The organism is Actinomyces oris (assembly GCF_001937445.1).
Classification (GTDB): Bacteria; Actinomycetota; Actinomycetes; order Actinomycetales; family Actinomycetaceae; genus Actinomyces; species Actinomyces acetigenes.
This window is the reverse complement of record NZ_MSKS01000009.1, coordinates 89,208-103,511: the sequence shown is the minus strand read 5'-3', so window position 1 is coordinate 103,511 and position 14,304 is coordinate 89,208. Positions and strand designations below refer to the sequence as shown.

The 14,304-nt window shown below is 66.7% G+C and carries 11 protein-coding genes and 1 pseudogene; 8 read left to right on the top strand and 4 right to left on the bottom strand.

Features of this window, described 5'->3' with window-relative positions:
- Positions 1–177 precede the first annotated feature (177 nt).
- The 4 genes from secD to BKH20_RS02795 all read left to right on the top strand — a co-directional run bounded on the left by secD (position 178) and on the right by BKH20_RS02795 (position 6,358).
- Positions 178–2,229, top strand: a complete 2,052-nt coding sequence (secD, locus tag BKH20_RS02810) for a protein translocase subunit SecD (RefSeq protein WP_075389860.1) — start codon at positions 178–180, stop codon at positions 2,227–2,229.
- Complete coding sequence (gene secF / locus BKH20_RS02805) at positions 2,226–3,329, top strand: protein translocase subunit SecF (protein ID WP_075389859.1); 1,104 nt, start codon at positions 2,226–2,228, stop codon at positions 3,327–3,329. Before secD ends, secF begins: the two co-directional genes overlap by 4 nt.
- On the top strand, positions 3,326–3,883 hold the full coding sequence (locus BKH20_RS02800; protein ID WP_081381219.1) for an adenine phosphoribosyltransferase: 558 nt from the start codon (positions 3,326–3,328) through the stop codon (positions 3,881–3,883). Before secF ends, BKH20_RS02800 begins: the two co-directional genes overlap by 4 nt.
- Positions 3,884–4,030: 147 nt before the next feature.
- Complete coding sequence (locus tag BKH20_RS02795) at positions 4,031–6,358, top strand: RelA/SpoT family protein (protein ID WP_075372288.1); 2,328 nt, start codon at positions 4,031–4,033, stop codon at positions 6,356–6,358.
- 18 nt (positions 6,359–6,376) lie between these two features.
- Here the strand turns inward: BKH20_RS02795 and BKH20_RS02790 are convergent, their stop codons facing one another.
- Positions 6,377–6,973, bottom strand: a complete 597-nt coding sequence (locus BKH20_RS02790; protein WP_075389858.1) for a hypothetical protein — start codon at positions 6,971–6,973, stop codon at positions 6,377–6,379.
- A 169-nt stretch (positions 6,974–7,142) separates the two neighbouring features.
- Between BKH20_RS02790 and BKH20_RS02785 the strand changes: the two genes are divergently transcribed.
- Positions 7,143–8,015 carry a MerR family transcriptional regulator gene (locus BKH20_RS02785; protein ID WP_081381568.1) on the top strand — a complete coding sequence of 291 codons (873 nt, stop codon included), beginning with the start codon at positions 7,143–7,145 and terminating at the stop codon, positions 8,013–8,015.
- A gap of 242 nt (positions 8,016–8,257) precedes the next feature.
- Here BKH20_RS02785 and BKH20_RS02780 read toward each other — a convergent pair whose 3' ends face one another.
- The 3 genes from BKH20_RS02780 to BKH20_RS02770 form a co-directional block, all read right to left on the bottom strand.
- Complete coding sequence (locus tag BKH20_RS02780; protein WP_075389856.1) at positions 8,258–8,626, bottom strand: hypothetical protein; 369 nt, start codon at positions 8,624–8,626, stop codon at positions 8,258–8,260.
- Between the two features lie 381 nt (positions 8,627–9,007).
- On the bottom strand, positions 9,008–9,337 hold the full coding sequence (locus BKH20_RS14490; protein WP_256692997.1) for an EXLDI protein: 330 nt from the start codon (positions 9,335–9,337) through the stop codon (positions 9,008–9,010).
- Between the two features lie 566 nt (positions 9,338–9,903).
- Entirely contained in the window at positions 9,904–11,460 is a 1,557-nt protein-coding gene (locus BKH20_RS02770) for a DUF349 domain-containing protein (protein ID WP_075389855.1), read from the bottom strand.
- A 293-nt stretch (positions 11,461–11,753) separates the two neighbouring features.
- Between BKH20_RS02770 and BKH20_RS15010 the strand changes: the two are divergent.
- The 3 genes and pseudogenes from BKH20_RS15010 to BKH20_RS02760 form a co-directional block, all read left to right on the top strand.
- A pseudogene (locus BKH20_RS15010) lies at positions 11,754–12,305 on the top strand (ATP-binding cassette domain-containing protein); the annotation flags it as partial.
- 48 nt (positions 12,306–12,353) lie between these two features.
- Complete coding sequence (locus BKH20_RS15005) at positions 12,354–13,367, top strand: ATP-binding cassette domain-containing protein (protein WP_430793315.1); 1,014 nt, start codon at positions 12,354–12,356, stop codon at positions 13,365–13,367.
- An 80-nt stretch (positions 13,368–13,447) separates the two neighbouring features.
- Positions 13,448–14,263 carry an MBL fold metallo-hydrolase gene (locus BKH20_RS02760; protein WP_075389853.1) on the top strand — a complete coding sequence of 272 codons (816 nt, stop codon included), beginning with the start codon at positions 13,448–13,450 and terminating at the stop codon, positions 14,261–14,263.
- Positions 14,264–14,304 lie beyond the last annotated feature (41 nt).

Below are 14,304 nucleotides of genomic sequence, written 5' to 3'. Positions count from 1 at the left end.
AGCGCGGCGGCTCCCAGCGGAGCCCCGCAGACCCCACTCGCGCTTGGCGACCCGACTCGCCGAGTCCACCGGAAACGGTGCGTCTCATGGTGGTGCCCGCCTAGCATCCCAACCCCCACACTCACCTCAGCCTTCGGGCCATGCGCTCGAGCACACTCCACCCCAGGAAGGGACCACGTGTCCAGTAAGCAGCGAAAGCGCCCAGGGCGCCGCCTCCTGATGTTCATCCTCGTCCTCGTCATCGGTTTCGGTGCGCTCGTGGCGGGAAGCATGAGGCACAAGGCCTCGCTCACCCCCGGACTCGCCCTCGATCTCGAGGGTGGTACCCAGCTCATTCTGACGCCCACCACCTCCGACGGCTCGGCCATCAGCGACGAGGACGTCGAGCAGGCCATCGAGGTCATCCGCCAGCGCGTCGACGCCTCCGGCGTCTCCGAGGCGCAGATCTCCCGCCAGGGCGGACAGAACATCGTGGTCTCGCTGCCCGGCAAGCCCAGCCAGGCCACCCTGGAGCTGGTGCGGACCTCCGCCGTCATGTACTTCCGACCGGTCCTTCGCATCCTGCCGGGCAGCGCCCAGCAGGCCGCCAAGAGCATCGCCAGCCAGAACCCCTCCGGTGCGGCGACCCCGGCGCCGACGGCTCAGCCCAGCCCGAGCGCCACCAGCGAGGCTACTCAGCCGGCAGCGGACTCGGAGGGCGCCGAGGAGGAGGGCGCAGGCGAGGGCGAGCAGCCGGCCGCAACCCCGGCCCCCACCGCGCAGCCCACGGCTCAGTCGACGGCACAGCCCAGGACTCCCGAGGAGATCGCCAAGCAGCTGGCGGACGTCAACCAGGACGGCGTCATCTCCTCCGCCCCGCTTCCCGCTCAGGACAAGACGAACTCGTCGGACTCCTGGATCACCGAGAAGCTCCTCTACGACGGCTACATGACCGACTGCTCCGACCCGAAGAACCTCACGGGGCAGACGCAGGACCCCAAGGTCGCCGTCATCTCCTGCTCCAAGGAGGCCGGCTCCCGGCAACACGGCGCCTACATCCTCGGCCCGGCCGAGATCACCGGGACCGAGCTCAAGAGCGCCAACTCGGGCCTGGAAACCGACTCCCGAGGGCAGGCCACCAACCAGTGGGTCGTCTCGCTGGCCTTCAACGCTGACGGCACCAAGAAGTTCGCCGAGCTGTCCAAGCGGCTGCTGGCCTACCGCGACCAGGCGAGCGCCGCCGGCGCGCAGGGCGCTCAGAACCAGCAGGCTCAGAGCAGTGGTGACAAGGCCCAGTTCGCCATCGTCCTGGACGGCCTGACCATCATGGCCTCCGGTTTCAACGAGACCGTCCACTCGCCCATCACCGACGGGCGGGTCCAGATCACCGGTGGCTTCACCCAGAACCAGGCCAACACGCTGGCCAACCAGCTCTCCTTCGGCTCGCTGCCGCTGAGTTTCACGGTGCAGTCCGAGCAGCAGATCTCCGCCACCTTGGGAACCGAGCAGCTGCGCAACGGCCTGATCGCCGGGCTCATCGGCTTCGCTCTCATCATCCTCTACCTGGCCTGGCAGTACCGTGGCCTGGCGGTGGTGGCCGTGGCCTCCCTGGTGGTGGCAGCAGCCGGCACCTACCTGGTCATCGCGACCCTGAGCGCGACCATGGGCTACCGCCTGTCCCTGGCGGGGGTCGCCGGACTCATCATCTCCATCGGCATCACAGTCGACTCCTTCATCATCTACTTCGAGCGCATCCGTGACGAGGTGCGTCAGGGACGGACCCTGAGGACTGCGATCGATGAGGGATGGAAGCACGCCAGGCGCACGATCCTCGTGTCCGACGCCGTCAACCTCGTGGCCGCGATCGTCCTGTACTTCCTGGCCGTCGGCGGGGTCCAGGGATTCGCCTTCACCCTGGGGGTGACCACGTGCGTGGACCTGGCCATCATCATCTTCTTCACCCACCCGATGATGGAGTGGATCGTCCGATTCCGTTTCTTCGGTGAGGGGCACCGCCTCTCCGGCCTTGACCCCGAGCACCTCGGGGCGACGTCCTCGACCTACGGCAGGGGGCGCGAGGCCGTCGCCGACCGCGTGGCCGGGTCGCTGGCGCGCCGAAAGGCCGAGGCCCGCAGGAACGCCGAGAGCCCGCAGCGCGCAGCTGAAGAGTCCGACGGTGAGGCTGAGCAGCAGGAGGGCGACGCGGTCGATGTCGCGGCCGACAAGGGAAAGGACGGTGAGACGAAGTGAAGTCTCTCGCCACGCTCGGTAACGAGCTCTACTCGGCTAAGACATCCATCGCCTTCGTCGGCAAACGGAAAGTCTGGTACCTCATCGCCGTCGTCATCATCCTGGGCTCGGCCACGCTCCTGAGCACCGTGGGACTCACTCCGGGCATCGACTTCAAGGGCGGTTCGGAGATCACGGTCACCGGGCTGTCCTCCCCCTCAGAGCGTCCCGCCAACGAGGTCCTCTCCAAGAGCGACCTGGCGGCCGGCTCCTCGGTGACCACCATGGGGTCGTCATCGGTCAGGGTGCAGACCACTCAGCTGAGCAAGCAGCGCCTCGACTCGTTGGCCGGTCAGATTGCCACCGCCTACAAGACCGACGCCTCCAACGTCTCAGCGACGACCGTGGGACCGACCTGGTCCTCCGACGTCACGAAGAAGGCGGTTCGAGGGCTGGTCCTGTTCTTCATCTTCGTCGGGCTGCTCATCTGGGCGTACTTCCGCACCTGGAAGATGGCGGCTGCAGCCCTGCTCGCTCTGTGCCACGACATCATCGTCACCGTGGGCATCTACGCCCTGTCCGGATTCGAGGTCACCCCGGCCACGATCATCGGTGTGCTGACGATCCTGGGGTACTCCCTTTACGACACGGTGGTGGTCTTCGACAAGATCCGGGAGAACACCGAGGGCTTTGAGTCCCAGAGCCGTTCCACCTACGCCGAGCTCGCCAACCTGGCGGTCAACCAGACCTTCATCCGCTCGATCAACACCTCCGTGGTCGGTGTGCTCCCGGTGGCCTCGCTGCTGTTCGTCGGCGCTTTCATCCTGGGCGCGGGAACGCTGCGTGACATCGCCCTGACACTGTTCATCGGCATGATCGCCGGGACCCTGTCCTCGATCTTCCTGGCCACCCCGCTCCTGGTGGACCTGCGCTCACGTGAGAAGCGCATCAAGGAGCAGGCCGCCAAGGTTGCCGCAGCGCGCCAGCACCGTCGGGAGGAGGCCGGTGACGACGTCGAGGAACTGGCTAAGATTGACGCGGTTCCGGCCGCCTCACCAGTCACTCCCGGCCACCACCTCGGCGTGGCGGCTCAGCCAAAAAGGAAGAAGAAGCGCAGATGACCGCTCCCGTGGCCCATTCCGATTCGGTGCCCGAGTCTCTGACCAGGCTGGTCTTGAGCCACCTGCGCGAGATTCCCGACTTCCCCGAGCCGGGGGTCCTCTTCCGGGACATCACTCCGCTCCTGGCCGATGGACAGGCCTTCGCCGGTCTCGTCGAGGGGCTGGCCGATCACTACCGGGGGCGGATCGATGCGATCGCGGGGCTTGAGTCGCGCGGCTTCATCCTGGCGGCGCCCTTGGCGGTTCGGCTCGGGGTCGGCATGATCACGGTGCGCAAGGGTGGCAAGCTGCCCGGCCCGGTCATTGGCGTGGACTACGCACTCGAGTACGGCACGGCCAGGATGGAGCTGAGGCCCGAGACCGTCACCAAGGGCGCGCGCGTCCTGGTCATCGACGACGTTCTGGCCACAGGTGGGACGGCCGCCGCCTCCATCTCCCTCATTGAGCAGGCCGGCGCCTCGGTGGAGGCCATCTGCATGCTTCTGGAGCTGTCGGACCTCGGCGGTCGCGGCCGGCTCCAGGGGCGTGAAGTCGACTCGATCGTCATCTTCTGAGACGAGGATCGGGCGGCGCCTTCGCTTCGCCCTGTCCTCTGCCACTGCTGATTCCGGTGTGGTGTCGTGACCCTGAAGGACGCGACACCACACGGCCATCGGCAGCGCCGACACGCCTCGGTGTGCCGGCCGCTATATGATGCGTTAATGACGGAGACGAAGAACACCCCGGACACGTCAGGTGACAGTGTTGTCCCCGGCTCGCGCGTGCGCAGCCGTCTGGCGTGGTTCGGTTCCCGGGGGCACTCCACGCCAGCGGCCATCGAGCCGCTGCTGCGCGCGGTGCGCGCCAACCACCCCAAGGCCGACACGAGCCTCATCGTGCGCGCCTACGAGGTGGCGGAGAAGGCTCACTCCGGCCAGCGACGCAAGTCCGGGGAGCCCTACATCACCCACCCGGTGGCAGTGGCGACCATCCTGGCCGAGCTGGGGATGACGGCCCAGACCCTGGCGGCAGCCGTCCTGCACGATACCGTGGAGGACACCGACTACACCCTCGAGCGCCTGCGCGCCGACTTCGGTGACGAGATCAGCCTGCTCGTCGACGGCGTCACCAAGCTCGACAAGCTCCAGTACGGGGAGGCCGCCCAGGCCGAGACGGTGCGCAAGATGATCATCGCGATGTCCAAGGACATCCGGGTCCTGGTCATCAAGCTCGGCGACCGGCTTCACAACGCCCGCACCTGGAAGTACGTCTCTGCGGAGAACGCCGCCCGCAAGGCCAAGGAGACCCTGGAGATCTATGCGCCTCTGGCCCACCGCCTGGGGATGAACACGATCAAGTGGGAGCTGGAGGATCGGTCCTTCAAGGCCCTCTACCCGGGCGTGTACGAGGAGATCGAGCACATGGTGGCGGAGCGGGCCCCGGCTCGCGAGGAGTACCTGCGCCAGGTTCGCCTCCAGATCGAGGAGGACCTGAGGGTCAACAAGATCAAGGGCGCCGTGACCGGGCGACCCAAGCACTACTACTCGATCTACCAGAAGATGATCGTGCGGGGGAAGGAGTTCGACGACATCTACGACCTGGTGGCGGTGCGGGTCATCGTCGACACCGTCCAGGACTGCTACGCGGTGCTCGGTTCCCTGCACTCGCGCTGGACCCCCATGAGCGGGCGCTTCAAGGACTACATCGCCGTCCCCAAGTTCAACCTCTACCAGTCGCTGCACACCACTGTCGTGGGGCCGGGTGGCAAGCCGGTGGAGATCCAGATCCGCACCCACGAGATGCACCGCATGGCCGAGTACGGCGTGGCGGCGCACTGGCGTTACAAGGAGGACCCCAACGCCTCGGGCCCCAGCGCCCTGGGAGGCAGACCCGGAGACTCCGACCAGGGCGACATGGGCTGGCTGCGTCAGCTTGTGGACTGGCAGAAGGAGACCCAGGACCCCACCGAGTTCCTCGACGCCCTGCGCTACGAGATGGCCGGGGACCAGGTCTACGTCTTCACCCCCCGGGGCGATGTCCTGGCCCTGCCTGCGGGAGCCACCCCGGTGGACTTCGCCTACGCCGTCCACACCGAGGTCGGCCACCGTACCGTGGGGGCGCGCGTCAACAGCCGACTGGTGCCCCTGGACACGCGCCTGGAGAACGGCGACACGGTGGAGGTCTTCACCTCCAAGGCCATTAACGCCGGTCCCTCGCGCGACTGGCTCTCCTTCGTCGCCTCCACCCGCGCGCGTAACAAGATCCGTTCGTGGTTCTCCAAGGAGCGCCGTGAGGAGGCCATCGAGGAGGGCAAGGGCGCCATTGCCCGCACCCTGCGTAAGCAGAACCTGCCTCTTCAGCGCCTCATGAGCCATGAGACCCTCATGAACGTGGCCAAGACCCTCGACAAGGTCGACATCGACGGCCTGTACGCCGCGGTGGGTGAGGGGCACGTGTCGGCCCAGCACGTCGTCGACACTCTGGTGGCCACCATGGGCGGGGAGGACGGCGCCGAGGAGACTCTCGCGGAGGGAGTCCTGCCCACTCGGGCCACGGCGCACCGGCGTCCACGAACGGCCGATGCCGGAGTCGTCGTCGCAGGAATGGATGAGGGCGACGTCTACGTCAAGCTGGCGCGCTGCTGCACCCCCATGCCGGGCGACCCCATCGTCGGCTTCATCACCAGGGGCTCGGGTGTTTCAGTACACCGGGCCGACTGCCAGAACGTCGATCAGCTCCAGCGCGAGCCCGAGCGCCTCATCACCGTCTCCTGGGCGGATCACGCCCAGTCGGCCTACCTGGTCCAGGTGGAGGTTGAGGCCCTGGACCGTGGGGGCCTTCTCGCCGACATCACCCGGGCACTGGCGGACAGCCACGTCAACCTTGTCAGTGCCAGCATCGGTACGAGCCGGGACCGGGTTGTCACCGGGCGGTTCGTCGTCGAGTTGGCCGAGGCCGGGCACCTGGACCACACGCTGGCGGCCCTGCGGCGCATCGACGGCGTCTTCGAGGCGCGCAGAAGCTTGTCCGCCGCGCGCCGCTCCAGTTGAGCAGATTCTGGGCGCCGGCTATGACGCGCCGGTCATGACCTCCTCGATGATGTGCTGCGCCCGCGGGCAGCCTCTGCTGGCGGCCCCACGGCAGTGGTTGAGCGTGAGCAGGAGACGGACTCGGCTCACTCCATGGTCGCGGGCCGCCATAATGGCTTGCACTGCCTGCACCGGCGGCCCCAGGCGGGCGATGTCGACGGCGGCTCGGGCGATCGTGGCGCAGGTGATACCACTGATCACGGTCGTGTCGCAGTGGGGCAGCCGGCCTCGTCTGGTCACCAGGTAGGGCAGTCGACTTCGACGGCCTCCGGGCAGGCTCACCTCCAGGGCGTCGGGAGCTGGCCCGCCGACGTGCACCCACAGGGCGGTGCTCGCCAGAAGCACACCCCGGCAGGGCATTGCAGCGGCAATGGCCCGCATACGTCCCTCGGCCGAGCGCAGAGTGTCGGCCGGTTGCAGGTTGCCCAGGATGTTGACCAGCAGCCGGGGGTCGAGCCCGGCGCACCTGAGTACCTGCATATCCTGGGGTGGAAGTGTGCCTAGAACGGGGGAGAGTGGGCGGGCGGACAGGTGGGCCACGGCGGCGTGACCGGGAACCGGGACGAAACGAGCCATACGCCATCGTGGACGTCAACCGGCCGTCGGCGCCACAGTGAATCGGCCGCCTGTGGATAACCTCGTGGTGACCGTGAGGAGTTGACCCTCACGCAGCGGGAGGCATCACGGTGGACGGCATGTGCCAGGACACCTGCCGGCCGGAGCGAGTACTGAGGAAGGACACAGGGTGAAGGACTCTCAACAGCGTCATGACGGAACCGGGAGACATGACACAGCAGCCGACACCGCAATGAGCGCCGTGCCCGACGACGCGGACATCGCTATGACGGTCGGTGAGGTCTCAACGCTCCTGGGCGTCAGCGTCAGGGCGCTGCATCACTGGGACGAGTCCGGTCTGGTGCATCCCTCCCGGCGCAGTGCCGCCGGCTACCGGCTCTACAGCGAGGCGGACATCATGCGCATCCAGCAGGTTCTCGTCTACCGGCAGACCGGCATGAGCCTGGCCGACATCAAGACGGTCCTCGACGAGCCGGGCACTGACGCGCTCACGCACCTGCGCCGTCAGCGCGAGCTGGTGCAAGGACAGATCTCCCACCTGCAGCACAAGCTCAGCTCCATCGACATGGTGATAGACATACAGCAGCTGGGGGCGAGGATCTCCGTGGCTGAGATGGCGGAGATCTGGGGGACCGACTGGGACCCCGTCTATGTCGAGGAGGCCCGCGCGCAGTGGGGTGATACACCGGAGTGGGCCGAGTCCTACCGGCGCAAGGCCCGGATGTCTCGCGCCAACTGGGAGCAGGCGCACGAGGAGACCGTCGCTCTGGAGACCGCGCTTGCCGAGGCGATGCGCAGCGGCGTTGAGCCGGGCAGCCCCGAGGCCAATGCCCTGGCGCGGTGGCACCGCAAGGACTTCAACCGGTGGTTCGAGGTCTCCACCTCCAAGCAGGTCATCATCGCCCGCGGCTATGTGGCGGACGAACGCTATGCCCGCTACTACGACAAACGCGCGCCTGGTCTGGCGGCCTGGCTCAAGGACGTCATCGACGCATGCGCCAGGTCTGAGGGAGTGGACCCCGCGACCGCCACCTGGGAGTAGCAGATCGCTCGACCAGCGACACCAGGACGAGACGCGGGGTGAGTCTCTTAGTGTGGTGGTAGTTCCTGCGAGGTTCCTGGCTGAGAAGAGAGTCAGGGAGGCATCATAGGACCCGGTTTCTCGATCAAGATTCACTAGGAGGTACTCCTATGATGCCTCCTCACCAGTCTGCTGTGTCCACGCTGACCCAGGAAGTCCTGACTGATCCGGACCTGGCTATGATGACGCATCCACTGTCTGCTTCAGATCGGTCTGCAGGACCTGAGCGACGCTGGCACCACCGCCATGATCTGCCAAGCCTGAATCGAGGGATTTCCAGCCGTAAGGTCTGGTGACCTCATGCAGACGTTGGGCAATGAGTCCGGTATCTCCCAGTCCACCGTCTCAAGGTCTGAAATAATATCGACGAGGTAGTCGGTGAATCCCTCATGAGCCTGTCCAGTGTTTTGTGCAAGGTTTAGATTGATTTGGTTGAGGTAGGCGGCGGTGAACTGGGTCAGGGTCTTGTTCCAGTCGGTGGCGACCTGTCCGTCGACGAGTTTGCTCTTGGCCTTGCGCTTGGACGGGGCTAGCCTTTTCTCCTTGTCGCGTTCTCGGACTCTTTTGCCCACAGGTGTCGCAGATCACCAGTCTTCAGCGGTTTGTCCTCCGGCTTATCAGAGGAGAAGTGTCCCCGGTTCGTCGACGATCCTTACGTAGCTGGTAGTTGGCAGCCTCGATGCTGCGATGCTGCGATGCTGCTAGTGGAGGGGTGACCTCCCATGGGATGGGGGAGAAATGACTCGTCGCCACATCGGTCGATGAGGCCAGGGAGAGGGATGAATCTCGATTCTGACGAGAGTTGTGTTACCCACTCCATTGGGTACTGAAGAACCAGAATACTCCATTAAGCGCTGGCACCTCGTAGCAACTTCCGATTTTATATTTTGGCAACATCCAGGACAGATAAAGTAGGAGCCTGGACGTACTGTTTTGGGGTTGAAGGTTGCATGTCAGATGTCCAAGACCTCGAGAGCCGGAGTGGCCAGCGCCGCCCGGGCTTGCTCTGCCATAACCGGATCCTCCTTTTGAAGGTGATCAATGTCTGGGAAGACACTCAGAGTTCTGTCCCCGGCGATCCAGAAGTCCCGACTCCATGTTTCCGGGTTGGACCAAAGGTCGTCCTGGCCAGCAGTCCAGTCCGGCAGCCTCCTCTGAACCTTTGTCGCTACAGCCAGCTGGCCCTTGGCTGTGAGGTAGACCGTGTCGATGCGGGTTCCCTCAGGATCCGGTCTCGTCAGGCGCACCAGGCGTCGACCGACGAACGTGACCCGACGATCCACGTCGCCCGTAGACAGCTTCAGTTCGATCTCCTGATAGCCCTCGGCCGAGTGCCACGCTTCTTGACATAGTCACGGAGGGCCTCAACGATGGCAGACGAGAGACTACCGGCGATCTCCCCCGCCTCAGCGAAAAGGCTCACATCATCCTCTGAAACATAGACGTTTCGTGTTGGCATGAACATGACTATGCACATATTAGTGATCGACGTCAAGATCCCGACGAGGCTCATCAGGGATGCCCGCGACGGAGACTCGGCCCTCGGCGGCTACATGGGCGATGGGGTGACCGGCCTGGACACGCATCACGAGCCGGTAGCGGCTCCGAGGCGTCAACACAGCGTTACGGTGGGTCATGGCAGCGGGGGTTTCTACTGTCAGAACGATGATTCAGCGCCACTCATTCTGACAGCTCAAGTCCCGCTGCCCTCACCCACGACTACAACCTCATGACTCACAACAACTAGGGATGCCAGGACGAGACACGAAGCGGGGCCGACACCGGTGGGTGGCGTCGGCCCCGCCTCAGGTGTTCCTTCAGTCTCAGAACTGAGCGGAAGGTGCTCGGGTCAGGCCTTGGCCGAGCGCAGCACCTGCTCGAGCCAGGCCCGGCGAGCCGTCAGCGCGGCCTCGGTCTCGGCGATCTTCTTGGCGTCACCGGTGGCCTGGGCAGCAGCCAGGTCCTTCTCCAGACCGGCGATCGCGTCCTGGAGCTGACCGGCCAGGCCTTCGGCGCGGGCCTTGGTCTCCGGGTCGGTGCGGCGCCACTCGGCGTTCTCGGCCTCACGGATCGCGTCCTCGACGGCGCGCATGCGGCCCTCGATACGACGCACCGCGCCGCGCGGGACCCGCCCGGCCTCCTCCCAGGCGTCCTGAATGGGGCGCAGTGCCTTCTTGGCGGCCTTGATGTCCTTGATGGGCAGGAGCGCCTCGGCCTTGGCCACCAGCGCCTCCTTGACCTTGAGGTTCTCGGCGAACTCGGCGTCGACGGCCTCGTCCTTGGCGCGGCGGGCATCGTAGAAGACCTGCTGGGCGGCACGGAAACGGGCCCACAGGGCGTCATCCTCCTTGCGGGAGGCGCGTCCGGCCTTCTTCCACTCGGCCAGCAGGTCACGGTACTTCGCGGAGGTGCCGGCCCAGTCGGTGGAGGTCTGCATCTCCTCGGCACGCTTGATGAGCGCCTCCTTGGCGGCCCGCACCTGCGCCTGCTTGGCGTCCAGCTCGCTGAAGAACTGGCGGCGGTGACGGTCGAAGGTGGTGCGCGCGTGGGAGAAGCGCTTCCACAGCCCGTCCTCGGTGGGACGGTCCAGGCGCGGCCCGCGCCGCTGCGCGGCCTTCCAGGACTCGAGCAGCTCACGCAGCTCGGCGCCGGAGTTCTTCCACTGCGTGCGAGCCGGGTCCTGCTCGGCGATGGCCTCAGCGCGCTCGACGATCGCCGTACGCTCCTTGAGGGCCTGCTCCTTGGCGGCCGCGCGCTCAGCGGAGACAGCCTCGCGTCGCTCGGCGGCCACAGTCTTCAGGGCGGCGAAACGGGCCCGCAGTCCCTCCAGGTCACCGACGGCGGCCGGCTCGGTGAGGGACTCGGAGATCGAGGACAGGGTCGAGTCGATCTCTCGGACGCTGAGCTGGGGCAGACGGGTGGCAAACAGGTCGATGGTCGCCTTGAGATCCAGGTAGCGGCGCACATAGAAGGCCATCGCCTCGGCGATCGGAGCATCGGGGAACTGGCCGACCTCGCGCTCGGCGCCGCCGTCTTGGACGTAGACCCGGCCCTCGCCGTCCACGCGCCCCCACTTGGCTGCGTCCATCGCCTCCTGCGGGTCGACGGCCGGCTCGGCAGGTGCCGCAGGCGCCGCTGCAGGGGCGGGAACCTCGGCCGGGGTCGGCGTGGCGTCCTGCGGGGTGGCCTCGGAGGCCTGAACCTTCTCTGTCGGCTGCTCGGTCTGGGCGGGCTCCTCGGAGGCGGGAGATGCCGGCTCGTCAGAGGACGCCGCTGTGGGCTGCTCCGTCGGGCTGGGCGCTGCCGACTCGCTCAGGTCGGTCGGCTGGATGGTCTGCTCAGCCTCGGGCTGGTTGTCAGACCGGTTGTCGGGCTGGATCCGCTCAGTCACGGGATGCTCCTTCATGGTTGACGGGGAGGGAGCGGCGTGACCGCTCCGTTCCGTTCGCGCCCGGCTGTCAAGCCGGGTGGTGGTGAGGTGCCGTCGGAGGACGGCAGTGCCGAAAGTCTACGTTCCCGCCGGCAGCATTCACCATCCTTCGCCCCACTGATTTCCGTTGATTCGTTGAGCGCCGATGCCCCTCACAAGCGGGCCGGTGTCGGTTCCCCAGGCCTTGTCGACGACTGGCGCTGTTAGCATGTGACCATGCTCGCGTGACTTGCCCCTGTGCCCCCACCGCCTCATGCCAAGGACGAGTCATGCCTGCGATCAGTTTCTCCCATGTCAGCTTCTCCTACACCTCCGCCCCCTTGCTGGAGAACATCAACCTTACGGTCTCCGACGACGAACGCGTCTGCGTCGTCGGCCCCAACGGATCGGGGAAGTCCACGCTCCTGCGCCTGGCCACCGGTGAGCTGTTCCCTGATCACGGGACTGTCAGCGTGCCTGAGCATCACGGCCCGCCGGCGGCCGACTCGGAGGAGTCGACTGCAACGTCGATCGCGGGCTACCTCGACGCCGTCTGCGCTGAGACCCTGGACGCGCTTGGTCGTTTCGAGTGCATGAGCGAGGCCATTGCCCAGGCCGGAGCTGAAGCCGGCTCCCTCGCCGAGGAATACGACTCGTTACTGACCCGGCTTGAGTCGCTCGACGCCTGGAACCTGCCGGCTCGACGGGCTGAGGCGCTCGCCGGGCTGGGACTGGGGCGCGTGGATACAGGCCGCCTCGTCTCCTCCCTGTCGCCGGGCCAACGGGGGAGGCTGGAGATCGCGGCTCTGCTTCTTTCAGCCGGTCAGGCGCTGGTGCTCGACGAGCCCACCAACCACCTGGATGCCGGTAGCAGTAGCTACTTGAGCGAGATGATGGTGTCATGGCCCGGACCGGTCCTGTTCACCTCTCATGATCGTGCCTTCATTGACGAGGTGGCCACCGCCGTCGTCGACCTCGACACGGCGCCGTGGCAGGCACTGGCCACCGCCTCCGGGGACAGCGGCCCCATGGGTGCCTACCGGTGCTCGGGGCGATACAGCGACTACCTCGTGGACAAGGCGCACGCCAGGTCGTCCCACCGCAGTCTTCACCAGCGTCAGCAGGAGCAGCGGCGCAAGCTCGTGCGTCACCGTCGCGACTCCGAGATCGTTGGGCACAGCGGGGCAGCGCCCCGGACCGAGGCCCGCATAGCCCGGAAGTTCTACGCCGACCGCGCCCAGCGCGTCTCCACCCGGCGCCAGACGCAGGACGACCGCCGGCTGGAGGCACTCGCCAGTACCGAGGTGCGCAGGCCCCGCTCCTACGACCTGCAGCTGCGTCTGACTGAACCGGCGCAGCGAACAGGGATGGCGGTCTCGGCCCGGTCAGCGGTCGTACCCGGGCGCCTTGCGCCGGTCACGGTCGATGTCATGGCAGGCGAGCACCTGCTGGTCACCGGCGCCAATGGCAGCGGCAAGTCCACGCTTCTGGCCTGGATGGGTAGGCGGTCAGCACCCACGGAGGACTCCGTCGGCAGCCTCACGGTATCCGGTTCGGTGCTCCGGATACCCCAGCACCTGCCGAAACTCGGCGACCCTGGGGTGGATGAGAGCGTGTGGACCGAGGGGATCGGGGACCGCGGCCGGGGAGCCCTGCACCCGCGCCTGTGGAACCGTCCCATCAGCGAGCTCTCCGACGGCAACCAGCGCCGCGTTCAGCTGGCCCTTGCCGCTGCTGCGGGGCCTGAGGTGCTTGTCGTCGACGAGCCCACGAACTACCTGGACCTGGACGCCCTCGAGATGTTCGAGGCCGCTTTGAGGACATGGACGGGCACGCTCATCGTCGCCAGCCACGACCGCTGGCTCATTGAGCACTGGTGGGGGCGGCGGCTTCACCTTCGGTGAGCCAGCCGGGTCCTGTGGACCTGAGCAGCTCTTTGACCCGTATCGACACTGTTCCCAGACGGCCCAAGTAGGCTGGGGGCATGATCTTGGAGCGCACCATCGCACCCGTGTTCGCCGCCAACTGCTACGTCCTGGCCGCAGGCCCGGGTGAGCCCGCCCTCGTCGTCGACCCCGGAGCCGGCTCCGTGCGGGGCGCCATGGCCCTCCTGCGGTCCAATCACCTGACCCTGAGCGCCATCCTGCTCACCCACGGTCACGCCGACCACGTGTGGGACAGCCAGGCGCTCATCGAGGCCGCCCACGCTGAGGGCCTGCTCACCAGTGACGACGCCGTCGACGTGCCGGTCTACATCCCCGAGCGCGACCGCTACCGGCTCGAGGAGCCCGACATCACCACTGGTATCAGCGCCAACGGCATGAGCTTCACCGACATGGCCGGCAGCGAGTGGAAGCAGCCCGCCGATATCCGTCTCTTCCCGGCAGACGGCTTCTCCCAGGCCATCGAGCTGGTCCCCGGCATCGCGCTGCGCGCGGTCCCCGCTCCGGGCCACTCGGAGGGCTCCACGCTGTTCTTCTTCGAGGCCCGCCTGGCCGACAACGCCCTGCTCTACGAGGCCGAGGTCATCGATGACGACCCCGCCGTCGCCGACGAGGAGCACACCTACCTCATGGCCCTCGACGGCGACGTCATCTTCAAGGGATCCGTGGGACGCACTGATCTGCCCGGCGGAGACCAGGTGCAGATGCTCGCCACCCTGCGCTTCCTGGCCAACGCCGTCGACCCGGCCACCATCCTGCTGCCCGGGCACGGTGCAGTGACCACCATGGAGCACGAGCACCACGGCAACCCCTACCTCGCCGAGGCCAAGATCCGTGGGGGAGACCTCAAGGCCTGATGGCGCCAGGGCCCGACGGCGACGCGCAGGCTCACTGCTCG